19 protein-coding genes are annotated in these 23167 nt (G+C 73.2%); 9 read left to right on the top strand and 10 right to left on the bottom strand.

The annotated features are described in order from the left end of the window. Positions 1–16: 16 nt before the first annotated feature. The 7 genes from purH to AB0F89_RS10635 all read right to left on the bottom strand — a co-directional run bounded on the left by purH (position 17) and on the right by AB0F89_RS10635 (position 8733). The gene (gene purH, locus AB0F89_RS10665) at positions 17–1600 is read right to left on the bottom strand and encodes a bifunctional phosphoribosylaminoimidazolecarboxamide formyltransferase/IMP cyclohydrolase (protein WP_367135009.1); all 1584 of its coding nucleotides are present in this window, start codon (positions 1598–1600) and stop codon (positions 17–19) included. Then, positions 1597–2259: a phosphoribosylglycinamide formyltransferase gene (gene purN, locus AB0F89_RS10660; RefSeq protein WP_367135007.1), complete on the bottom strand. Its 663-nt coding sequence runs from the start codon at positions 2257–2259 to the stop codon at positions 1597–1599. Before purN ends, purH begins: the two co-directional genes overlap by 4 nt. 28 nt (positions 2260–2287) lie before the next feature. Continuing rightward, the gene (locus tag AB0F89_RS10655; protein WP_367135005.1) at positions 2288–3817 is read right to left on the bottom strand and encodes a DUF6350 family protein; all 1530 of its coding nucleotides are present in this window, start codon (positions 3815–3817) and stop codon (positions 2288–2290) included. Between the two features lie 103 nt (positions 3818–3920). Beyond that, on the bottom strand, positions 3921–4601 hold the full coding sequence (locus AB0F89_RS10650) for a DUF5336 domain-containing protein (protein WP_367135003.1): 681 nt from the start codon (positions 4599–4601) through the stop codon (positions 3921–3923). Positions 4602–4785: 184 nt separating this feature from the next. After that, a complete protein-coding gene (gene sucD, locus AB0F89_RS10645) occupies positions 4786–5676 on the bottom strand; it encodes a succinate--CoA ligase subunit alpha (RefSeq protein ID WP_367135001.1) in 891 nt (296 codons plus the stop codon). 2 nt (positions 5677–5678) lie between these two features. Further along, positions 5679–6848, bottom strand: coding sequence for an ADP-forming succinate--CoA ligase subunit beta (gene sucC, locus AB0F89_RS10640; protein ID WP_367134999.1), 1170 nt, complete (start codon positions 6846–6848; stop codon positions 5679–5681). A 241-nt stretch (positions 6849–7089) separates the two neighbouring features. Then, positions 7090–8733, bottom strand: coding sequence for a hypothetical protein (locus tag AB0F89_RS10635; protein ID WP_367134997.1), 1644 nt, complete (start codon positions 8731–8733; stop codon positions 7090–7092). 337 nt (positions 8734–9070) lie between these two features. Between AB0F89_RS10635 and AB0F89_RS10630 the strand changes: the two genes are divergently transcribed. Together AB0F89_RS10630 and AB0F89_RS10625 are read left to right on the top strand one after the other, a co-directional pair. Beyond that, positions 9071–10057, top strand: coding sequence for an esterase/lipase family protein (locus AB0F89_RS10630; protein WP_367134996.1), 987 nt, complete (start codon positions 9071–9073; stop codon positions 10055–10057). A 266-nt stretch (positions 10058–10323) separates the two neighbouring features. After that, positions 10324–11079 (top strand): M23 family metallopeptidase, encoded by a 756-nt coding sequence (locus tag AB0F89_RS10625; RefSeq protein ID WP_367134994.1) that lies wholly within the window; start codon positions 10324–10326, stop codon positions 11077–11079. 317 nt (positions 11080–11396) lie between these two features. On the opposite strand, the gene pcrA is transcribed toward AB0F89_RS10625, so the two are convergent. Then, complete coding sequence (gene pcrA / locus AB0F89_RS10620) at positions 11397–13724, bottom strand: DNA helicase PcrA (RefSeq protein ID WP_367134992.1); 2328 nt, start codon at positions 13722–13724, stop codon at positions 11397–11399. 46 nt (positions 13725–13770) lie between these two features. Here pcrA and AB0F89_RS10615 point away from each other — a divergent pair, with 46 nt between their 5' ends. Beyond that, positions 13771–14220, top strand: a complete 450-nt coding sequence (locus tag AB0F89_RS10615; protein WP_367134990.1) for a chorismate mutase — start codon at positions 13771–13773, stop codon at positions 14218–14220. On the opposite strand, the gene AB0F89_RS10610 is transcribed toward AB0F89_RS10615, so the two are convergent. After that, positions 14217–15299 (bottom strand): histone deacetylase, encoded by a 1083-nt coding sequence (locus AB0F89_RS10610; protein WP_367134988.1) that lies wholly within the window; start codon positions 15297–15299, stop codon positions 14217–14219. The two genes, AB0F89_RS10615 and AB0F89_RS10610, sit on opposite strands and share 4 nt — an antisense overlap. Before the next feature lie 64 nt (positions 15300–15363). Here AB0F89_RS10610 and AB0F89_RS10605 point away from each other — a divergent pair, with 64 nt between their 5' ends. From AB0F89_RS10605 to AB0F89_RS10580, 6 genes are all read left to right on the top strand, one after another. After that, positions 15364–15678: a hypothetical protein gene (locus AB0F89_RS10605; RefSeq protein WP_367134986.1), complete on the top strand. Its 315-nt coding sequence runs from the start codon at positions 15364–15366 to the stop codon at positions 15676–15678. Between the two features lie 238 nt (positions 15679–15916). Beyond that, a complete protein-coding gene (locus tag AB0F89_RS10600; RefSeq protein ID WP_367134984.1) occupies positions 15917–16846 on the top strand; it encodes a hypothetical protein in 930 nt (309 codons plus the stop codon). A 147-nt stretch (positions 16847–16993) separates the two neighbouring features. Further along, positions 16994–17773 (top strand): hypothetical protein, encoded by a 780-nt coding sequence (locus AB0F89_RS10595; protein WP_367134982.1) that lies wholly within the window; start codon positions 16994–16996, stop codon positions 17771–17773. A 157-nt stretch (positions 17774–17930) separates the two neighbouring features. After that, positions 17931–18824 (top strand): hypothetical protein, encoded by an 894-nt coding sequence (locus tag AB0F89_RS10590; RefSeq protein WP_367134980.1) that lies wholly within the window; start codon positions 17931–17933, stop codon positions 18822–18824. Positions 18825–19224: 400 nt separating this feature from the next. Beyond that, positions 19225–20577, top strand: coding sequence for a serine/threonine-protein kinase (locus AB0F89_RS10585; protein ID WP_367134978.1), 1353 nt, complete (start codon positions 19225–19227; stop codon positions 20575–20577). A gap of 110 nt (positions 20578–20687) precedes the next feature. Continuing rightward, complete coding sequence (locus tag AB0F89_RS10580) at positions 20688–22241, top strand: serine/threonine-protein kinase (RefSeq protein WP_367134976.1); 1554 nt, start codon at positions 20688–20690, stop codon at positions 22239–22241. A 9-nt stretch (positions 22242–22250) separates the two neighbouring features. Here the strand turns inward: AB0F89_RS10580 and AB0F89_RS10575 are convergent, their stop codons facing one another. Further along, a complete protein-coding gene (locus AB0F89_RS10575; RefSeq protein WP_367134974.1) occupies positions 22251–23144 on the bottom strand; it encodes a LysR family transcriptional regulator in 894 nt (297 codons plus the stop codon). Positions 23145–23167: the final 23 nt, after the last annotated feature.

The following is a 23167-nucleotide window of genomic DNA, read 5'->3' as shown; positions in this document are numbered from 1 at the left end:
CCCCCGTGAAGCGCTCTCAGTGCGCGAAGTGCCGCGTCCCGGTCAGGTACACGGTCACACCGGCAGCCTCGGCCGCCGCGATCACCTCGGCGTCGCGGACCGACCCACCGGGCTGCACGACCGCGCGCACACCGGCCTCCAGCAGCACCTGCAACCCGTCCGGGAACGGGAAGAACGCGTCCGACGCGGCCACCGCGCCCCGCGCCCGGTCACCGGCGCGCGCGACCGCGAGCCGCGCCGCGTCCACCCGGTTGACCTGCCCCATGCCCGCGCCGACGGTCGCGCCGCCGGAGGCGAGCAGGATCGCGTTCGACTTCACCGCCCGGCACGCCCGCCACGCGAACGCGAGGTCGACCAGGCCCTCCTCGTCCAACGGCGTGCCGCACGCCAGCGTCCACTTGGCCGGGTCGTCGCCCTCGGCCTCGATGGTGTCCGAGGTCTGCACCAGCAGCCCGCCGGACACCGCGCGCGTCTCCACGCCACCGCGCACCGGCTCGGGCGCGACCAGGATGCGCACGTTCTTCTTCCGCGTCAGCACGTCCACCGCGCCATCGGCGTACGACGGCGCGATGACGACCTCGGTGAAGATCTCCGAGACCTGCTCGGCCAGCTCCACGGTCACCTCGCGGTTCGCCGCGATCACCCCGCCGAACGCGCTGACCGGGTCGCACGCGTGCGCGTTGCGGTGCGCCTCGGCGATGGCGCCCGGACCGTCCACGCGGGACACCGCGATGCCGCACGGGTTGGCGTGCTTGATGATCGCCACGCACGGCAGCTCGTGGTCCCACGCCGCGCGCCACGCGGCGTCCGCGTCGACGAAGTTGTTGTAGGACATCTCCTTGCCGTGCAGCTGGGAAGCGGTCGCCAGCCCGGCACGCCCGTCGCCCTGCGTGTAGAGCGCGGCCTTCTGGTGCGGGTTCTCGCCGTACCGCAGCACCTGCTTGCGGTCCCACGTCGCGCCGATCCAGCCGGGGAAGCCGGAGCCCTCGTCGTCCGGCGCGACGACGTTGCCCAGCCACGACGCCACGGCCACGTCGTAGGACGCGGTGTGCCGGAACGCGTCCACGGCCAGCCGCTGGCGCTCGGCCAGCGTGAAACCGCCGGCGGCGACCTGCTCCAGCACCCACGAGTACCGCGACGGGTCGACGACCACGGCCACGCTGGCGTGGTTCTTCGCCGACGCCCGCACCATGGCCGGACCGCCGATGTCGATCTGCTCGACGCACTCGTCCGCCGACGCGCCGGAGGCCACCGTCCGGGCGAACGGGTAGAGGTTCACCACGAGCAGGTCGAACGGCTCGATGCCCAGCTCGGCCAGCTTCGCCACGTGCTCCTCGCGCCGGGTGTCGGCCAGCAGGCCCGCGTGCACGCCGGGGTGCAGCGTCTTCACCCGGCCGTCCAGCGCCTCGGGGAACCCGGTCACCCGCTCGACCGGCGTGACGGGCACGCCCGCGTCGGCCAGCGCGCGCGCCGTGCCGCCGGTGGAGACGATCTCGACTCCGGCCGCGTGCAGGCCGGTGGCCAGTTCCAGCAGCCCCGACTTGTCGGAAACCCCGATCAGGGCCCGGCGAACCGGTCGCCTCTCGGCAGGAGTGGTCACGGGATGCTCACCTTTCGTCCGTTCACGGTGCAGCCCTCGCGGGCCAGGCGGGCGACCACGTCGACCAGCAGCCGCCGCTCCACCACCTTGATGCGCTCGTGCAGGCTTTCGACGTCGTCGTCATCGGCGACGACGACCGCCTCCTGGGCCAGGATCGGCCCGGTGTCCACACCGCCGTCCACCAGGTGCACGGTCGCGCCGGTCACCTTCACGCCGTAGTCGACGGCGTCGCGGACGCCGTGCGCGCCCGGGAAGGCGGGCAGCAGCGCGGGGTGGGTGTTGACCATCCGGCCGCCGAAGCGGGCCAGGAAGGCGGGTCCGAGGATCTTCATGAAACCGGCGGAGACCACCAGGTCGGGCTCGTGCGCGGCGACGGCGTCCGCCAGCGCGGTGTCCCACGCGCCGCGGTCGGCGTGGTCGCGCAGCTTCACCGCGAAGCCGGGCACGCCGGCGCGCTCGGCGCGGTCGAGGCCTTCGATGCCGTCGCGGTCCGCGCCGACGGCGACCACCTCGACCGGGTATCCGGGGTCGGCCGCCGCGTCCAGCAACGCCTGCAAGAGGGTGCCGGAACCGGAGACGAGGACGACGACCCTGGCGGGGACGGGAAGCCGGAGTGTGGTCGCGGCGCTCAGCGTGCTCTCCTTGCTGGGGACTGTCACAGCAGCTCAAGAGCAGCCTAGGCGTTGGCTACCGGGGCTTGTCGGCCAGGTCCTCCGGGTCGACGTCGTCGGCCTCGTCGGTGTCGTCGGCCTCGTCCGCTTCGACTTCCCCGTCGTCCTCGGAGAGGTCTTCCCCGGGCTCGTCCCCGGGGTCCTCCTCGAAGTCCTCGGGGTCCTCGGTGTCCTCTTCGGAGTCCTCGGAGTCTTCCTCGACCAACTCCTCCTCGATGTCGTCGTACTCATCGAGCTCGTGGTCGAACTCCTCGTCGTCCTCTCCCTCTTCTGCCTCTTCTTCTTCGTACTCGTCGTCGTCCTCTTCTTCTTCGACGGCGACCACGACCGGTTCCGGCTCGGGCTCGGGTTCGGGCTCCACCACGCGCGGCGGGCGGGGACCGGCGAACCAGGTCACGACACCGCCCGGCACGGCCACCCAGCCGAACGTCAGCACCGCCAGCAGCCCGGCCGGGATGGTGACCGGGTTGAACACCCCGCCGCCCAGCGCGCCACCGGCGACCGCCGCCAGCACCAGCGTGCCGACACCCGCGGTCACCGCCGCGACCAGCACCGCGCGCACCCGCGACCGGGGCGTCCCGGCGGCGTCGCGCAGCGACCACCCGACCAGCACGCCGACCACCGCGGGCAGCGCCAGCACCACCGGCAGGTAGCCGACCTGCTCCTCCGGCAACGCGGCCAGCAGCGGCACGGCGGGCACCGGGCCGCCGGTGAACCCCAGCGGGCCGACGACCACCGCGCCGATCGAGAACCCGGCGCCCACCACGTACGACAGCGCGCCGACCACGGCGTTCGGCAGGTACGCCAGGCACAGCAGCCAGATGCCGAGACCGGTGCCGACGGTGCCGCCGCTCTGGTCGAACAGCCCGGCGGTGGTCGACCACGAGAACACCAGTCCCAGCGCCAGCACCAGCGCGCCCGCCGCCGCCAGCGCGAACAACGCCGACGCGCCCGCGCGCAACCCGCGCCGCGCCACCGGGTCGACCCGCTCGAACACGACCTCCACCAGGCCGCAGCGCTGCGCGACACCCGCCACCGCCGCGACGCCGGACACCGCCGCGCACCCGAAGAACGCCACCGCGGGCGTCGCGCGCACCGGACCGCCGTCACCCATCAGGAACGAGATCAGCCCGCCGACGACGGCGTGCGCGCCGGCGATGCTGAACACCACCGACCGCGCCTGCAGCGGCTCGAACAGCCCCAGCCGGTCCGCCGCGCTCGCCGCCGCCCGGTACACCAGCAGCATCACCAGCGCCGTCGGCAGCAGCGGCAGCAGGCCGAGCTGGCCGCCGTCGAAGCGCAGCGGCACGTGGTGCGCGGCCAGCCAGCCCGGCGCGGCGGCGGTCAGCACGCCGGTGGTGGAGAACGACGCGTGCGCGGCGGTCGAGGAGATCAGCGCGAGCAGCGCGGCGACGGCCGCGTAGCCGACGACCACCGAGCCCGCGGCGGTCATGGTGAGCACCCGCACCCGTTCGGCGCGGGAGAACTCGGGTGGGCGGACGGAGTCCGTCACAACGCCGTGCGAGGTCGTTTGCAGCACCGACATTCCCCCACTGTCTCAGTCGTGATGGGCCGTTCGGGGCAGGCACGCCGGACACGCGAAGAGGGGTGGCACCGGAGCACCGGTGCCACCCCTCCCACGGCTGGGATCAGCCCTGCTGCGGTCCGCCGAACCCGCCGGGCGGCGTGCCCTGGCCCGGCTGCTGGCCGGGCTGCTGGCCGGGCTGCTGACCCGGCTGGCCGAACTGACCGGGCTGCGGCATGTACGACGTCGGCTGCGGCTGGTTGGGCTGCGGCTGGGCCTGCTGCTGCGGCGGCGCCTGCTGGCCGAACTGGCCCGACGGCGGGCCGAACTGCTGCGGCTGCTGGCCCTGCTGCGGGAACGCGCCGGAGTGCGGGCTCCAGCCACCGGGCTGGCCGTAGACGTTGGCCGTCTTCGGCTGGAGCTTCACGATGCCGACCTCCAGCAGCAGCGCCATCACGACCGCCGCCGTCAGCAGCAGCGACACCAGCAGCAGCACGATCTGCATGCCCTCGACGTCGGCCTCGGTGGTGATCAGGCCCTGGAGCAGGCCGAGGGTGGGGATCAGCGCGAACGGGACCGCCGCCCACAGCAGACCCCTGGGCGCCTTCGGCAGCACGGACAGGCCGGCCAGGATGCCCGCGGCGTACAGGTACTCCGACGACGGCACGTCGTCGGCGAACGCCAGGAGGTAGGCGATCAGCGCCAGACCGGCGGCGACCAGCGGAAGGATGAGGTTCAGGTTCACACCCACCGCCGGCTGCGCCGGACCCGGCTGCTGCTGAGGGGCGCCGTACGGCTGGGACATGATGCGGTCTCCTCCACCTGCGAACTTGATTTCGGGTCGACAGAACGCTAGCCGATGCGCACTCTCCGACGGCGACCGGACTCCTGTGGTTCCCCTCAATGTGCGCATCTACTCCGCCGAACACGCGCCGAGGGCCACCTCCGAGCGGAGGCGGCCCTCAGTGCGTGGCACGAACGGGCGAGTGTCAGCCGATCGACTGCATGATCTCCCGCATCAGCCCGGCGGTCTCGCTCGGCGTCTTGCCGACCTTGACGCCGGCGGCCTCCAGGGCCTCCTTCTTCGCCTGCGCGGTGCCGGCCGAGCCGGACACGATCGCGCCCGCGTGGCCCATCGTCTTGCCCTCGGGCGCGGTGAAGCCCGCCACGTAGCCGACGACCGGCTTGGTGACGTTGTCCTTGATGTAGGCCGCGGCCCGCTCCTCGGCGTCGCCGCCGATCTCGCCGATCATCACGATCGCCGCGGTCTCCGGGTCGGCCTCGAAGGCCGCCAGCGCGTCGATGTGGGTGGTGCCGATGATCGGGTCGCCGCCGATGCCGATGGCGGTGGAGAAGCCGAAGTCGCGCAGCTCGAACATCATCTGGTAGGTCAGCGTGCCGGACTTCGACACCAGGCCGATCTTGCCGGCGCCGGAGATGTTGGCCGGGATGATGCCCGCGTTGGACTGCCCGGGGCTGATCAGGCCGGGGCAGTTCGGGCCGATGATCCGGGTCTTGTTGCCGGTCGCGACGGCGTGCGCCCAGAACGCGGCGGTGTCGTGCACCGGGATGCCCTCGGTGATCACGACGGCCAGGCCGATGCCCGCGTCGACCGCCTCGATCACGGCCGCCTTGGCGAACGCCGGGGGCACGAAGATCACGGTGACGTCGGCGCCGGTGGCCTCCATGGCCTCGGCCACGGAGCCGAACACCGGGAGCACGTTGCCGTCGAAGTCGACCTTCTCGCCGGCCTTGCGCGGGTTCACGCCGCCGACGATGGTCGTGCCGGAGGCCAGCATCCGCTTGGTGTGCTTGGTGCCCTCGGCGCCGGTCATGCCCTGGACGATGACCTTGCTGTCCTTGGTGATGAAGATAGCCATCGTCAGACCCCCGCAGCCGCGAGCTCGGCGGCCTTGTCGGCCGCGTTGTCCATAGTGTCCACCACGGTGACCAGCGGGTGGTTGGCCTCGGCGAGGATCCGGCGGCCCTCTTCGACGTTGTTGCCGTCGAGGCGGACCACGAGCGGCTTGGTGGCCTCGTCGCCCAGCATGCCCAGCGCCGCCACGATGCCGTTGGCGACCGCGTCGCACGCGGTGATGCCGCCGAACACGTTCACGAAGACCGAGCGGACGTCGGGGTCGTGCAGGATGATGTCCAGGCCGTTGGCCATGACCTCGGCCGACGCGCCGCCGCCGATGTCGAGGAAGTTCGCGGGCTTGACGCCCTTGTGCTTCTCGCCCGCGTACGCCACCACGTCCAGGGTGGACATGACGAGGCCGGCGCCGTTGCCGATGATGCCGACCTGGCCGTCCAGCTTGACGTAGTTGAGGCCCTTCGCCTTGGCCTTGGCCTCCAGCGGGTCCTCGGCCTGCTTGTCGACCAGCGCCTCGTGGGCGGGGTGGCGGAAGGAGGCGTTCTCGTCCAGCGTGACCTTGCCGTCGAGGGCGACGATCTTCCCCTCGGGGTCGCGGACCAGCGGGTTGACCTCGACCAGCGTGGCGTCCTCGGAGACGAAGGTCTCCCAGAGCTTCACGATGACGTCGGCGACCTGGTCGGCCACCTCGGCCGGGAACTTGGCGGCGGCCACGATCTCGTCGGCCTTCGCGCGGTCCACGCCCGTGATCGCGTCCACCGGCACCTTGGCCAGGGCCTCGGGCTTGGTCGCGGCGACCTCTTCGATGTCCATGCCGCCCTCGACGCTGGCCATGGCCAGGAAGGTGCGGTTGGCGCGGTCGAGGAGGAAGGAGAAGTAGTACTCCTCCGCGATGTCGGAGGCGGGGGTCACCAGCACGCGGTGCACGACGTGACCCTTGATGTCGAGGCCGAGGATGGCCTCGGCCTTGGCCTCGGTCTCGTCCGGGCTCTCGGCGAGCTTGACGCCGCCCGCCTTGCCACGGCCACCGGTCTTGACCTGGGCCTTGACCACGACGGTCTGACCGAAGCGCTCGGCGATGGCCTTGGCCTCGGCGGGGGTGGTCGCCACGTCGCCCGGAAGTACCGGGACGTCGTGGGCGGCGAAGAGGTCCTTCGCCTGGTACTCGTACAGGTCCACTCGGGTCTCCTGCGACGTCGGTGTCGGACACCGCGTCATGTCGTGCGGTCCTCTGGGGTCCGGCGCTCCAGGCTGGGGCCTGGTGCCCACACGTACCAGGCATCACCTGGAACGCCGGCACAGCCGTGGTGGGACCGGCTCGACGCGGCTTCGCAAGACACTATCGACCTGCTCGGACTCAGCCGCACCCCACGCCCGTGAAGTCCGTCATAGAGGTGGTGAGGTCGATCACCACACCGATTCAGCGCGCCGTCCGCAGGGCCGCGGAGACGAGGAGCGCGACGGTGGCGGCAGCGGCCAGCCACAGACCCGGACCAGGGGCCGCCTCGGCAGCGCGGGCGGCGGTGAGCGGGTGCTCCAGCGCCCGGACCCCAGTGACGACGGCCGCGCCGAGCAGCAGCGCCGCGCCCCGGTTCGGCCGGGCCTTGAGCGCCACGACGGCGGCGGCCACCACCGTGACGAGGGCGACCAGCAGGCCGAGCGAGCCGACGCGCAGGCCGAACGCGCCGATCGGCACGAAGCCCGGCGCCCGCAGGACGGGCAGGGCGAACGCGCCGACCGCGAGCAGCGCGGCGATCAGGACGGCGGCGACCAGCGGCAGCGGCGGTTCCGCCTCGGCCACGCCCACCTCGTCCCGCTCGACCGCGCCGGCCAGCCCGGCGGTGACGGCGGCGGCGGCCGCGGCGACGACGGCGGCGATGGTGAGCCAGGCGCCCGGTCCCGGTTCGACGGCGGCGACCTCCGCCGCGGCGAAGACGGTGTCGAGCGCGCCGCCCGCCGCCAGCGGGACGGTGGCGGCGGCGACGGTGAACGCGGGGCGCGCGGCGGCGTTGGCCAGCAGCGCGACGGAGAGGACGGTGAGGGCGATCGCGGCGGGCCAGAGCAGGCGGGCGGCGTAGTCGGTCGGCGAGGGCAGGCCGGCGGGCAGGACCAGCTGGTCGGTGGTCGCGCCGAGGACCGCCGCGCCGGCGGCGACCAGGCCGAGGACGGCGGCGGTGGTGTGCAGCCGGCGTTGACCGGGCAGTGCGACGTCGCGCTCCCCGGTGGCGCGGTCCCCAGTGGTGCGGTCCTCGGTCGCGCGGCGCGGCAGGGCGAGCGCGACGGCGGCGGCGAGGACCAGGAGGGGGCCGACGGCGAGGCCGACGCCGTCGACCGCGAGGGCGGTGACGACCGGCGGCAGGGCGAGCGCGAGCAGGGCGGCGGACAGGCCGAGCAGCCCGCCCCGCCGCGCCTCGTCGGTGGTGGCGCTGGCCGCGAGCACGGCGAGCAGCGGCGCGGCCAGGGTGAGCACGAGGCCGCCCAGCATCGGCAGCGTCGGCGACTCCAGTGTGCCGCGGGCCGGGATCAGCGCGTCGGTCGAGGTGAGAGGCGCGGTGAACAGGCCGATGCCCGCGACGGCGCCGGCCACGGCGGGCAGCACGAAGCTCGCGCGCTCGCTGCGGACGTCCGGCCCCGCGCCGCGCGCGGCCAGGACGCCGGCCGCGATCACCAGGAGGTGGCCGGCGAGGAGCAGCCAGGTGCCGGCGGTGGGGGTGGGCGGGTCGAGGCTCGCCGGGCGGAACAGCTCGGGGCGGAAGGCGTCGAGGGGGTCGACGGCGAGCTGCAGGTCGTTCAGCAGCCGGCCGACCGCGAAGACGGCCGGCGCGACGAGGGTCGCCGCCGCGACCAGCTCCTGGCCGCGGAGGAGGAAGGAGGCGGCGAGGGCGGCGGGCAGCAGCGCGAGCGGCGCCAGCAGCGGCCAGGCCGTGAACGCGGGCGGTGCGGAGGCGTCCACCACGCCGATCACGGGGGCGAGCGCCGAGAGCAGGGAGCCGACCGCGGCCACCCCGACCGCCGCCCGGAGTCGCGTGGGTGTCGCAGAGCCGGGTTCCGCCGTTCGGATCACCGGTCGGACGCTAGCAAAGCGGCGCGGACGACGACGCCCGACCACGTGCGGCGGTGAGGTAGGGGCTGAGGCGGGCGGTGCTACGGCTGGAGGGGGGCGAGGCGGTCGGTGGCGGCGGCACGGCGGCGGCGGAGGTCGCGGTGGTGGTGGTGGCGGCGGAGGTGGTGGCACGGTCGGCGAGGGCGAGGCGGGCGGCGCTGCGGGGGCGGTGGCGGTGCGGTGGGCAGCGGTCGGCAGTTGAAGTCGGCAGTTGTGAGGTCGGCGGGGGCGCTGCGGTGGGCGGCGGCTGTGAGGTGGCCTGCGGTTGTGGGCGGGCGGTGGCGGGTACTGGGCGGGAATGGGGGGATCACTGGCTCTCGGCCCGGTGGGCGGCGCGGTGCGGCGGTTCGTGCGCGGTTGGGTCGGGCGGGTCGGCGCGGGCGTGGACACCGGGTTGGACGTGGCGGGCGAGGCGCTGGAGCTGGCCGGCGGGGTCCTCCGGGCCGCCGCCTCGCCCGGTGGCGTGCGCGGCGTCGCCCTGGAAGCCGCCTGGTTGGCCGCGCACACCGTCCTCTACCCCTGGGGCGTCCTCGAAGAGCGGTTGGAGCCGAACGGGCACTTCCGCGCCTACCGCACCGACCGGTTGTCGCCGCGCCGGCGGGGCCTGGTGGTTTCCGCCATGGAAGCGGCGGGCACCCCGATCGTGCTGGTGCACGGCATCGGGGACAACAGGTCCGCCTTCGCAGTGCTGTCGGGGGCACTGCGAAGGCGTGGCTTCGGGGTGGTCCACGCGGTGAACTACAGCGTGCTGACCGCGTTGACGGGGGACGTCCGGCAGGCCGCGGCGCTGCTCGGGGAGCACGTCGAGCGGATCTGCGAGCAGACCGGGTCCGACCGGGTGCACGTGGTCGGGCACTCCCTGGGCGGTCTCATCGCCCGTTATTACGTGCAACGCCTGGGCGGGGACGCACGCGTGCGCACGCTCGTCACCCTGGGCACCCCGCACGGCGGCACGCTCACGGCCTACCTGCTGCCCACCCCGCTGACCAGGCAACTCCGCCCCGGTTCGGACCTGTTGTCCGAATTGGCCGAACCGTCCGACGCCTGCCGGACCCGGTTCGTGGTGGTGTGGAGCGAGATGGACCAGGTGATCATCCCCCAGTCGAACGCCCGGTTGGAGCACCCGGCGTTGGTCGTGGAGGAGCATCGGATACGTGATTCAGGTCACCTTTCGCTATCGATCGATTCACGCACCCTTCACCTCATTGTGAGCACGATCACACGTCCGGGCGACAACCAGGATCACCCCATCGTGCCTGTACCGGTGGGGTTTGCCGAGCGCTGAGGTGACCGTGAGTCACGACTCATACGCATGGATGTCCCACTGACCGCTAAACGGTCAACCTCGCCATCGGGGATTGCCCTTAAGGGCTCCGCGCCGTTATCTTCCCCCGGTCCGTTGTCACGGTCTGGTCACAAGCAGGACGACGAGCCGGTACCCCGACCGGCTCAACCGGGATCCCCCGCCTGGTAGTCCGACCGGACTCCCCGAAGACGGAAGGCCAGGTTTTGTCTCAACACCGCTCCCCCGGCGGCCATTCGAGTTCTGCCGTGCTCGAAGAAGCGGTCGACCGCGCGTCGACCCGCACGGTGAGCACGCACCGGCTCCCGCCACCGCCCTCGGCGCTGCGCGGCCGGATCGTGGTCGCCGCCGTCGCCGTCGGCGCCTTCGCCGCCGCAGGCGCCGGGCAGACGCTCCACGCGCTCGGCTCCGACTCGCCGTCCTCCGCCGACGAGGTCACCCCGCTGGCCAACGCCGCCGAAGGCGCTGCCGCGTTCGGCGTCGGCGGCTCCGGCCCCGCGTCCCCGCAGGTCCTGCCCGTCGCCAAGACGGTCGACCCGGCGGCCGAGGCGCAGAAGCTCGTCAAGAGCCAGCACATCAGCGAGACCCGCGAGGCCGAGGAAGCCGAGGCCAAGCGGCCGAAGTTCGCCCGCCCCGCCGCCGGCCTGTTCACGTCCGGCTACGGCGGCCGCTGGGGCGAGATGCACTACGGCATCGACATCGCGGGCCCCATCGGCACGCCGATCCTGTCCGCAGCGGATGGTGTCGTGATCGAGGCCGGTCAGGCAAGTGGTTTTGGCCTGTGGGTCAAGGTCGAGCACGACGACGGCTCGGTGACCGTGTACGGCCACGTGGACACCTACTCGGTGCGCAAGGGCCAGCGGGTCCTGGCGGGCGAGCAGATCGCCCGGATGGGCAACCGCGGCTTCTCCACCGGCCCGCACCTGCACTTCGAGGTGTGGAACGCGGAGGGCAAGAAGATCAACCCGCTGGGCTGGCTGAACGCCAAGGGCATCAGCGTCTGACCTGGCGCCTTTAGGGCACAGAGCACGAAGGGGCCGGGCTGCGACGAGCAGCCCGGCCCCTTCCCTGTGCGCAGCCTTCCCCCGAAGGCGATCCCCAGCGGTCGCCGCTCCCCGAAGCGGCCACCGCCCTGCTCCCCCGTCGTCACCGAGCGGCTCCAGCCGGCCGGTTCGCCCCCTCGCGACCCGACCGCACCGCTCGTGACACCCCTAGAGACGCACGACCGCGCCCAGGGTTGCCCGAGAACCGCTCCCGTTCAGGTGAACGCCGACGGGACGCGGAACATTCCGCCGAACGGCGAACCGGGGCTGAGCGGCCCTCAGAGCTTCACGAGCGGCACGCCGCCGATGAGCATCAGCCGCACGGTCCCCGCGCCGCCGAAGTCGATCGTGGCCGTCGCACGGGGCCCCGAGCCGTCCACGGCCACCACGCGGCCGAGCCCGTACTTGTCGTGGCTCACCCGGTCGCCGACGTCCAGCTTCACCGCGGGCGTGTCCTTCCAACCCGCGCCGGCCGGCGCCGGGCGCGACGGACCCGAGCCGCGGCCCCACGACGTCGGCGCGGACGGCGCGGAACGCCTCGGCTCCAGCCGGCGCCAGTCGAGCAGGTCGGCCGGGATCTCGTCGAGGAACCGCGACGCCGGGTTGGCCGACGGCTGGCCCCACGCCGAGCGCACCAGCGCCCGCGACAGGTACAGCCGCTGCCGAGCCCGGGTGATGCCCACGTACGCGAGCCGCCGCTCCTCGGCCAGCTCGGTCGGGTCGCCGAGCGCCCGCAGGTGCGGGAAGACGCCGTCCTCCCAGCCCGTGCAGAACACGACCGGGTACTCCAGGCCCTTGGCGGTGTGCAGGGTCATCAGCGTGACCACGCCGTCGGACTCCGCGTCCGGCACCGAGTCGGCGTCCGCGACCAGCGACACCCGCTCCAGGAACGCCGCCAGCGAGCCCTCGGCGGGCAGCTCCGCGGCGTCGGGGGGCGCCGCCTCGTCCGGGGCGGGCGGCGCCGCGCCCAGGTCGGTGAACTCGCGGGCCACCGTGACCAGCTCGTTCAGGTTCTCCACCCGGGTGTGGTCCTGCGGGTCGTCGCTGGCCTCCAGCTCGGCCCGGTAGGCGGTCTTCTCCAGCACCGCTTCCAGGACGTCGGCCACGTCGTCGCCGCGCTCGACCAGCACCCCCAGCTCGTCCATCAGCTCGACGAACCCGGCGATGGCGTTGCGCGACCGCGGGTTGAGCAGCGGCACCTTGCCGGTCACCGCGTCCCGCAGCGCCGCCGCGAAGCTGATCCGCTCGCGCTCGGCGTACATCGACACGCACGCCTCCGCGCGGTCGCCGATGCCGCGCTTGGGCACGTTGAGGATGCGCCGCAGCGACACCGTGTCGTCCGGGTTGGACAGCGCCCGCAGGTACGCCAGCGCGTCCCGCACCTCGCGCCGCTCGTAGAACCGGACGCCGCCGACCACCCGGTAGGGCAGGCCGAGGCGGATGAAGATCTCCTCGAACACGCGCGACTGGTTGTTGGTCCGGTAGAACACGGCGATCTCGCCGTTGTTCGCCTCGCCGGTGTCGACCAGCCGGTCGATCTCGTTGGCGACGAACTGCGCCTCGTCGTGCTCGTTGTCCGCGACGTAGCCGACGATCTTCTCGCCGTCGCCGAGGTCGCTCCACAGCCGCTTGTCGCGGCGGTCGGGGTTGCGCGAGATGACGGCGTTCGCGGCGCTCAGGATCGTCTGGGTGGACCGGTAGTTCTGCTCCAGCAGGATCGTGGTGGCCTGCGGGTAGTCCCGCTCGAACTCCACGATGTTGCGGATCGTCGCGCCGCGGAAGGCGTAGATCGACTGGTCGGCGTCGCCCACCACGCACAGCTCGCCCGGCGGCACGCCGTCCTTCCCGGAGCCGATCAGCTCGCGGACCAGCGTGTACTGGGCGTGGTTGGTGTCCTGGTACTCGTCGACCAGCACGTGCCGGAACCGGCGGTGGTAGTGCTCGGCCACGTCCGGGTGGTCCTGCAGCAGCTCGACGGTCCGCATGATCAGGTCGTCGAAGTCGAGCGAGTTCGACTCGCCCAACCGGCGCTGGTAGCTCTCGTAGACCTCGGCGACGCGGCGCTCCAGGTCGTTGGTCGCCCGCTCCTTGGCGGTGGCGGCGTCGACCAGCTCGTTCTTCAGGTTCGAGATGTGGATCGCCAGCGTGCGCGCCGGGTAGCGCTTCGGGTCCAGGTCGAGGTCGCGGGCCACCAGCGTGATCAGCCGGCGGGTGTCGTCGGAGTCGTAGATGGAGAAGTTGGACGACATGCCGAGGGTCTTGGCCTCGCGGCGCATGACCCGCACGCACATGGAGTGGAAGGTCGACACCCACATCGAGCGGGCGCGCGCGCCGACCAGGTCGGCCACGCGCTCCTTCATCTCGGCGGCGGCCTTGTTGGTGAAGGTGATCGCCATGACCTCGCCCGGGTGGACGTCGCGCTCGGCGAGCAGGTAGGCGATCCGGCGGGTCAGCACGCGCGTCTTGCCGGAGCCCGCACCCGCGACGACCAGCAGCGGGGCGCCCGAGTGCTCGACGGCCCGGCGCTGGGACGGGTTCAGGTCTTCGAGCAACCGCGCGGACCGGGGGGTGGGGGGACTTGGGGGCAAGTCGAACAAGGCGCTCATCGCCTGTTCACGTTACCGGCTACCCCCGACAGCCCGCGGCTGTGGCATGATGTGCCGGTGCGCACGGCCCACTTCGAGTTTTACTACGGGAACCGGACTCCGGCTCCCGTGGACCGCTAGCGCCGTCAAGCCACCACGAAGCCCCGGAGTCCTCGGACCCCGGGGCTTCGCTGCTGCCAGGGCTTGGGACTCCAACCAGAGTCGAGAGGTCGTCACCGTGAACAGCACCGAAACCGCCCCGGACACCGGAACCGCCCCGGACGTCGACGCCCTGCGCCAGGAGATCGACCACCTGGACGCCGAGCTGCTCCGGCTGGTCAAGCGGCGCATCGAGGTCTCCAAGATCATCGGCGCGGCGCGGATGGCCGCCGGGGGCACCCGGATCGTGCACAACCGCGAGATCGACGTGATCAACAGGTACAAGGACCTGGGTCCGGAGGGCCGGGACCTGGCGATGATCCTGCTCAAGCTCGGCCGCGGCCCGCTCGGCCGCTAGCCGGGCGCCCGCGCGGGTCGGCGGGCGAAGTCCCAGGTGGTGAGCGTGGACTTGGCGCGGGCCAGGTCCACGTCCACCAGCTGCACGTCGTCCGGCACGTAGGCCAGCGGGTCCTCCAGCAGGCGCAGGCCGAGCAGGCCCTCCACCAGGGCGTGCAGGCACAGCGCGGAGTAGCCGCGCAGGTAGCCGCCCTCCTGCGTGAGCACGGTCGGCAGGCCGAGGCCCGACACCGCCCGGCCGATGGCGCGGTAGCCGTCGGCGGTGAGGTTGTGCCTGCCGTTGGGGTCGAACGCGGACCCGTCGAAGCCGGACGCGCAGACCAGGAAGTCCGCGCCGAACTCGGCCAGCGCCGGGAACGCGACCTCCTCCAGCGCGCGCCGGTACGCGCCGTCGCCCGCGCCGAGGGACAGCTCGACGTTGACGTTCGACGGCCCGGACTCGGCGGGCGCGCCGGTCTGCGGGTGGTTCGCGCCCCACGGCCCGTGCCGCATGTGCACCGAGACGGTGAGCACGTCCGGCGTGTCGCGGAACACCTCCTGCGTGCCGTTGCCGTGGTGCACGTCCCAGTCCAGGACGGCGACCCGGCGCCCCGCCCGGCGGGCCGTCTCGGCGACCAGGGCGGCGTTGTTGACCAGGCAGTACCCGTCGGCCGCGGCCGGCTGGGCGTGGTGGCCGGGCGGGCGGACCAGGGCGTAGGCCAACCGCGTGCGGCCGGTCGCGACGGCCTCGTGCGCGGCCAGCGCGGTGCCGGCGGCGGCGCGGACCGCGTCCCACGAGCCGGGGCCGACGACCGTGTTGACCTCGACGGCGGTGCGCCGCTCGCACGCGGCCCGGAGCTCGGCCAGGTACGACGGGGCGTGCACGCGGGCCAGCTCCTCGTCGGTGGCGAACCGGCCGGTCGACCAGGACAGGTGCGGCGCGACCGGGCCGTGCCGCAGCGCGTGCCGGAACGTGCGCAGCCGGTCCGCGTTCTCCGGGTGCGGTTCGGCCGCGTCGAGCCAGTCCCACCGGCCGGGCAGCTCCCACAGCCCGCTGCCGGTGTCGTGCTCCAGGCAGGCGTCGTGCCAGAAGACCTCCATCACCGGTGGATATCAGGGCGATCACGGATGGTCCAGCGGGTTCGGCCGAGGGCACACTGGTGCCATGGTCATCGGTCTCATCACGGGCCTCATCGCGATCCTGGGCGTGCTCGCCGCGCTCGCGCACGACGGCTACCTCGCGATGCTCGGTTCCGCCGCAAAGTCCAAGCGCGCCGCAGGCGCGCCCATCGCCCAGTACGTGCGCAGCCGGTGGGCCCTCGCCGGGGTCACGACGATCATCGCGCTGGTCGGCCTGCTGATCACGTCCGGGGAGAACGTCTCGGGCGACGTCATCGGCGCGCTGATCGCCGGTGGCGCCGGTCTCGCCGCCACCAACGCGCTGCAGGGCACCCGGAAGAAGCTGAACAGCGGGAGCTGAGCAGCGGGAACTGAAGACCCGCAACCCCGATTTCACCCTTACGTGTGTCGCTCGGGTTCACAAGACTGATCTGTCCGGCTGGAGCTCCGACCAGCGCATACGCTCAGGTGGTCGCGGGAGCCTCGGCGTCCCACCCCCACTCCTCGCGGCACGTGAACCCACCAGGTGAGTTCCAGCCCGACAGGTGAAGAACCGGCGAGGGCCGTCAGGCCCGGGGGGCGGGAGGGGTCTGCACAGCATGGACATCGGGGAACCCGAACGGTCGGGTCGACATCGGCTGGACGACGGGGCGGCCCTCTGGCTGCCCATGGGCGGCGAGCTGGAGCACACGCCGCTCCCGGAGCGCCGGCCGCTCGAGCCCGCGCAACCGCTGCTCGCACGGCCACTGCCCGCACGACCGCTGCCCCCGCCGGACCCGCTGGTCGACACCGACGCGATGGGGCTCGGCAAGTTCAACATCGGCCTGGTGCCCGCGTCGGTCACGCCGCCCCGGACGTGGAAGCGGGCCGCCTGGTTCGCCGTGCTGTCGTCGGCGGGCGTCCTGGTCGGCCTGGCCATCGCGGCGGCCAAGCTGGTCGGCACCGTCAACCCGACCGAGCGCATCGGGTTGCCCGGCTACCCGGTGGACGTGCCGCTGCTGACCGGCTTCCCCACCACACCACCGCCGCCGACGACCACGTCCACGTCGAAGCCGCCGGACCGCAAGGCCGCCGCGGCCGCCGGGCACGACCCGCGCGCCGCCGCGGTCGACGCCGCCGGCACCGGTGACGTCCCCGCGACCGCGCGCGTCGGCGGCGACCCGGGCCCTGGGTCGTCCCCGCACGTCACGACCGTGCCCGTCGAGTCGCAACCGGTCGTGGACGCCGAGGCGATCGCGACCAGCACCGAGCTGTTCTACGAAGAGGTGGCGGCGAACTCGGGCGTCGTGCTGAGCCTGGTCACCGACGCGTTCCGGGTGAGCGGCGAGGCGGTGCTGGAGGAGCGGTTCGGCGACGTGTCGCTGATCGAGGTGCGGGAGATCAGCGTGGACCCCACCCGCGGCGTCACGGTCAGCACGCTCCAGGTGACGCGCAAGGACGGGTCGACCTCCACGGAGAAGCGCGAGCTGGTGTTCACCACCACCGGCGTGCCGCTGATCGACGGCGAACGGCCCGCGAACGGCGCCTAGTCCCGCGCCGGTCCGTAGTCCTTCCCCCGTTCGAGCGACGGCTTCTGACCGCTGGTCGCCACGAACGAGTGAAGTCCGGCGCTGAGCTGGCTTCCCGTCCCGCCCCCACGGTACGAGTTCTGGCGACGAACGAAGAGGGAGTCGCCAGTGCAGCGCCTCACGACGAGCGGTCGCAGGCACAACCGCGCGGGTTCGGTCACGGTGGCGGAGCTGATCGGGAAGCAGCCCGCGCCGGTGCGGATCCGGACCCGCGACCAGGCCGCCGGCCACGTCCTGGTGACCGACCCGCCCGCCGACCACACCCCCGCGGTGGCCGGGCGGGCCAACCGGACGGCCAAGCTCGCCGGGGTGGCCACCGGGGCGATCGTGCTGCTGGCGTCCGTCGCCGCGGCCTCGATCCTGGCCCAGGACCGCCCCACCGGTCCCGACCAGCCGCAGGTCACCTCGCCCGCGCCGATCACCGGGTCGACCGCCCTGCGGCCGGACCTGCTGGTGGCCGAGCTGGTCGGCGGACCGGTCGACCGGGCGCCCGAGCCGGTCGGCCGCACCGCACCACTGGCCGCCGACCAGCCGCCGGACGTGCCCGCCGTGGTCTCGCCGGCGGAGCTGGCGCTCGGTTCGCAGCCGGGGGTCGACGTGGTGCGCCGGTTCTTCGAGCTGCTGCCGACCAGGCCGGGTGACGCGTCCCGGCTGCTGTCGCCGGACCTGCTCGGCGGCGACCCGCGCGACTTCGTCGACTCGTGGGGCCAGGTGCAGTCGATCACGATCGAGTCGACCCGGCTGCGGCCGGACGGCGCGGTGCTCGCGGTGGTGTCGATGCAGGAGCGCACCGGTCGGTGGATCCGGGTGGAGCAGGTTTTCCGGTTGACGGACACGACCGTCCCGCGCATCGTCGGCACCGAGGTGGTGTCGGCCCAACGGCGTTGACGCTGAGTAGCGATCAAGCCTGATTGCTTACTCAGCGTGCAAAAAACTCTGTGGGTCGTAGGAAACTTCACTCAAAGGGGTTACGCGAACGGTCACGATTCGGTATCCATGATCCCGGTCAGTAGCGCAATGCACTCCCCGGGAGAGGTGTCCAGCGGTGTCGAACGACGACAAACGCCGTCGGCAGGATGGCTCGACGGCCAAGCTGTCGGTCGCCGAGCTGATCGCCAGGCGCGAGGCGGAGACGCAGCCGATCCCGCGGATCACCGAGCGGGTCGTCGAGCAGCGGGCCACCGGGCACCGGGCCTCCGCCGACGAGGAGACCGTGCGCTTCTCCGCGACCAACCTCTCCGGCCGCGAGCTGCACATCACCGAGCTGCTGCGCCGCGAGGGGCGCGCCGGCGAGGAGGAGCGCGGCGGCGGGCTCTCGGTGCCGAAGCTCGTCGCGATGGCCAGTGGCGGCGTCGTGCTCGCGGGCACCGTGGCGTTCAGCGCGACCAACCTGCTGTCCTCCCCGGACGAGCGGCCGCCGGCGGAGGTGCGCTTCGACGCCCGCCCGGCCGCCCGGGCCACCAACACCCTCACCAAGGACCTCGGCGCCGCCGCCGCCCAGCAGCAGGCCGTGCAGGCGCAGGTCGACACCACCACGGCGACGCCCGACCAGCCGCAGCGGGTCGAGCGGACGACCGAGCAGCGCGCGCAGCGGACCACCGCGCAGCAGCCGACCGCGACGCAGGAGCCGCAGGCCCAGCAGCAGCCGACGACCGGCACGGAGTCGCCGACCACGAGCAGCCCGCAGACGACGACCACGGCGCCGAGCACCAGCACCACGACTCCCCCGCCGCCGAGCAGCAGCTCGCAGCCGCCGTCGGCCACGCCGTCGACCTCCGCGCCGTCGACCTCCACCCCGCCGTCCTCGACGCCGCCGTCCTCGACCACCCCGAGCACGCCGCCGACCGGGGACGACTCCCCCGGCATCGGTTTGGAGCTCGACCTCGGCGAGATCCTGAACCCGATCGGCGGGTTCGACTTCTTCGCCCCGACCGGCTGACCGCCGCGACGACGTCCGCCGAGCACGTCGGAGAACCCGCCGCCGGGCGTGCCCGAGTGGCGGTCCCGCGGCGCCCGGACGCCCGCCGAACCCCCGCTGACCGGCCGACGAGCACCCCCGTGCGGGTGACGCACCAGGCAGTTAGCCCGTTCGGCCGCAAAACTGGCGATCTTCGTGCGAACGGGTGTCCTTACGGCCCGGTATCAGGTATCCCTTCCCGGTCACCCCTCGGCTCACGTGACCTGCGCAACGGCTCGAAAGACGTCGTCACGGCCGGGGTAGGCTCTGCGGGCGAGCGGTGGCCTAGCCTGTTCCGCGCACCGATCCGCACGACGAGGAGCCCGAGCGTGAGACCTGCTGCCCTTGCCGCGGTCACGCAGCGCCCCAGCGAGGTGGTCCGGTGAGCAACGACGGTCGCGTCATCGCCGAGCGCTACCGGTTCCTGGACCGGATCGGCAGCGGTGCGATGGGCGTCGTGTGGCGCGCCCAGGACGAACGCCTCGGCCGGGTCGTGGCGATCAAGCAGCTGCTGCTGGCGCCGAGCCTGGAGGAGCGCGAGCAGGACGAGGCGATCCAGCGCGCCATGCGCGAGGGCCGCATCGCCGCCAAGCTGCACCACCCCAACGCCATCGCGGTGTACGACGTGGTGGAGGAGAACGGCGCTCCGTGCCTGGTCATGGAGTACCTGCCGTCCTACAGCCTGGCCGACACGATGGCCGAGCACGGCCCGCTCGACCCGGTCGAGGTGGCCCAGATCGGCATGCAGGCCGCCGCCGCGCTGGCCGCCGCGCACGCGGCCGGGATCGTGCACCGGGACGTGAAGCCCGGCAACGTGCTGCTCGCCGACAACGGCCTGGTCAAGATCACCGACTTCGGCATCTCGCGGGCCAGCGACGACGTCACGGTCACCAAGACCGGTCTGATCGCGGGCACCCCGGCCTACCTGGCGCCGGAGATCGCCCGCGGCCAGGACCCGACGCCCGCCTCGGACGTGTTTTCGCTCGGCTCGACGCTGTACGCGGCGGCCGAGGGCGAGCCGCCGTTCGGGCTGTCGGAGAACACCCTGGGCGTGCTGCACGCGGTCGCGGCCGGGCGGATCAACCCGCCGACGGTCGACCACCCGCTGACCGACGTGCTGCTGCGGCTGCTCAACTACGACCCCGCCGACCGGCCGACCATGGCGCAGGCCCGCGACATGCTCAGCGCGGTCGCGCACGGCCGCAACCCGAGCCTGACCGGGCTCTCGCCGGCCAGCTCGCCGGGGTTCGCGCCGGTGCCCGCGGGCGCCACCGCGATCCTGGACGCCGACCGCACCCGCGTGGTGCGGCCCGGTCCGCGCTCGACGGGTGGCGCGGCGCCGGTCGCCGCGCCGCCGCAGCGGCCGTCGAACGACAACCGGCCGCTGGTGATCGCCGCGGTGGTGCTCGGCGCGCTGGTGCTGCTGGGCGTCCTGGCGGTGGCGCTGGACTGGTTCGGCAAGGACCCGGTCACGCCGCCCGGTGGCGGGTCCAGCTCGTCCTCGGCCCCGCCGACCACCACGACCACGACGCCCCCGGTGACGACGATCGTGGAGACCGAGACGGTCACGGCCGAGCCGACCACGACGACCGAGCAGCCGACGACGACCACGACCACCACCACGACGACGCCACCGCCCAGGACGACGACCACCACGACCACGACCACGACGACCACCACGACAAGCGCACCGCCGGCCTCTTCAGTGGCACCGAGCACGCAGCAGAATCCGTGAACCTCGTATGGTGGTGCCGAACTCGATCGGGTGACGCAACGTTCTTGTCCGAGTGGCGTCTGATCGTTCGCCACTGATTTGACAGCCCTAGCAGCTACTGGGAGCACGCCGTGAGCGACGATGGCCGCCTGGTTGCCGGCCGCTACCGACTTGGCCGGCGGATCGGCAGCGGTGCTATGGGCATCGTCTGGCAGGCGCACGACGAACGCCTGCACCGGACCGTCGCGGTGAAGCAGCTGTTGCTCCAGCCGGGGCTGGCCGAGTCCGACACGGACGAGGCCAAGCGCCGCGCCATGCGCGAGGGCCGCATCGCGGCCCGGCTGCAGCACCCGCACGCGATCGCGGTGTACGACGTCGCCGAGGACGACGGCCAGCCGTGGCTGGTGATGGAGTACCTGCCGTCCAAGAGCCTGTCCACGGCCCTCTCGGAGCGCGGCACGCTGCCGCCCCGCGACGTGGCGTCGATCGGCTCGCAGGTCGCCTCGGCGCTCGCCGCCGCGCACAACGCGGGCATCGTGCACCGCGACATCAAGCCGGGCAACATCCTGCTCGGCAACGACGGCACGGTGAAGATCACCGACTTCGGCATCTCCCGCGCCACCGGCGACGTCACGGTCACCGCGACCGGGATGCTGGCCGGCACGCCCGCCTACCTCGCGCCCGAGGTGGCCAAGGGCTACGACCCCGGCCCGCCCTCGGACGTGTTCTCGCTCGGCTCGACGCTGTACGCGGCGATCGAGGGCACGCCGCCGTTCGGCTTGAACGAGAACACCATCGCGCTGCTGCACCGGGTCGCGTCGGGCAACGTGGTGCCGCCCAAGCAGGCCGGTCCGCTGACCGCGCTGCTGATGCGGCTGCTGCGCGCCGAGCCGGAGGACCGGCCGACCATGGCCGAGGCCCGCGAGGCGCTGGCGGCGGTGGCCGCGGGTCGGGCCGCGCCGGAGTTCCCGGTGGCGCTGCCGCAGAGCCACCCGCCGTCGTGGCAGGGCGCGCCGGTGCAGGCCCAGCAGGTCGCCCCGCAGCACAGCCCGCCCGCCGCGACCCGGGTCGCCCCCGTGCAGCAGCAGCGCCAAGTCGGCCACAACCCGCCGCCGGCCCGCCCGGCCGGCGGTTCGAGACCGGGCGCCGGTCCGATGAGGAGCAAGCGGTCCACGGTGGTCACCGCGCTGGCCGTCGCGGGCGCCGCGGTCGTCGGCATCGTGCTGGCGAGCCTGTGGTCGGACAAGGGCGGAGCGGACGACCTGGCCGGTCCCACCACGGCGACCACGGCGGTGGAGGCGGGCGGCGAGGCGTCGGTGACGCCGTCGAAGAAGCCGATCAACCCGCCGGTCAAGATCACCAGCAACCCGACGCCCGAGCAGCAGGAGCAGGCGGTCCGGGACTACTTCGACCTGCTGCCGGACCACATCGACCAGGGCTTCAGCCGGTTGACCCCGAAGATGCAGGCTTCGGCCGGCGGCGCGGCCGCCTACCAGGACCTGTGGAACTCGGTGGAGTCGATCGAGCTCAAGGCCGTGCGGTTGAACTCGGAGTACGCGTACGAGGTCGACATCGCCTACAAGATGAAGGACGACTCGACCAGCGTCGAGCGCAAGCTGATCATCCTGAAGTGGGAGAACCAGGGCCTCTACATCGACGGCGAGCAGAAGCTCAGCCAGTCGTAGCCCGCCCGGTCAGCCCGCTGACGCCTTCAGGGCGTCCAGCAGGCTGGTGACCGCGGGCGAGCCGGCGCCGTCCTCGCGGATCGCGGCGCAGATGGTCCTGGTCGGCTCCGGGTGGCGGAGCTTGCGGACCACCACGCCGGGGTGCACGACGCCCAGGCTGAGCTTGGGCACGATGGTGACGCCGAGCCCGGCCGCGACGAACCCCTGCGCGGTCGGGTAGTCGTCGGCCTCCACCACGAAGTGGGGCGCGAACCCGGCGCCCGCGCACGCGTCGAGCACGATGTCCCGGCACGGTCCGGGCGGCGCGACGGCGTCCACCCACGGCTCGCCGGCCAGGTCGGCCAGGTCGAGCACGCGCTTGCGGGTCAGCTCGTGGCCGCGCCGCAGCACCGCCAGGTACGGGTCGTCCAGCAGGTGCACCAGGTGCACGCCGCGCGGCGGGTCGTTCTCCCGGTGGTGCACGACGATCGCCACGTCCGCGCGGCCCGCCGCGACCTCGACCACCGGGTCGTCGGGCTCGGTGAGCTTGAGGTCGAGCTGGACGTCGGCGTGCCTGGTCCGGAACACGGCCACGGCGGGCGGCACGAGGGCGGCGCCCGCGGTGGCGAAGTAGCGCACCCGCAGCCGACCGGTGCGGCCCGCCCGCAGGTCGGCCAGCGCCGCCTCGGCCTCGACCAGCCGATCGGTGATGCGCGCGGCGTGCTCGGTGAGCAGCCGGCCCGCCGCGGTGGGCCGCACGCCGCGCCCGACCCGGTCCAGCAGCGGCAGCCCGGCCTGCTTCTCCAGCGCCGAGACCTGCTGGCTGACCGCCGACGGCGTGTACCCGAGGTTGACCGCCGCGGCGGTGATGGAGCCGGTGGTGACCACGGCCCGGAGCACCTGCATGCGTCGCACGTCCAGCATGACCCAACCGTACAGACTTGCTT

This window comes from Saccharothrix sp. HUAS TT1, assembly GCF_040744945.1.
GTDB lineage: Bacteria > Actinomycetota > Actinomycetes > Mycobacteriales > Pseudonocardiaceae > Actinosynnema.
Note: the sequence above shows the minus strand (reverse complement) of the source record. Positions and strands in the feature narration are given on the sequence as shown.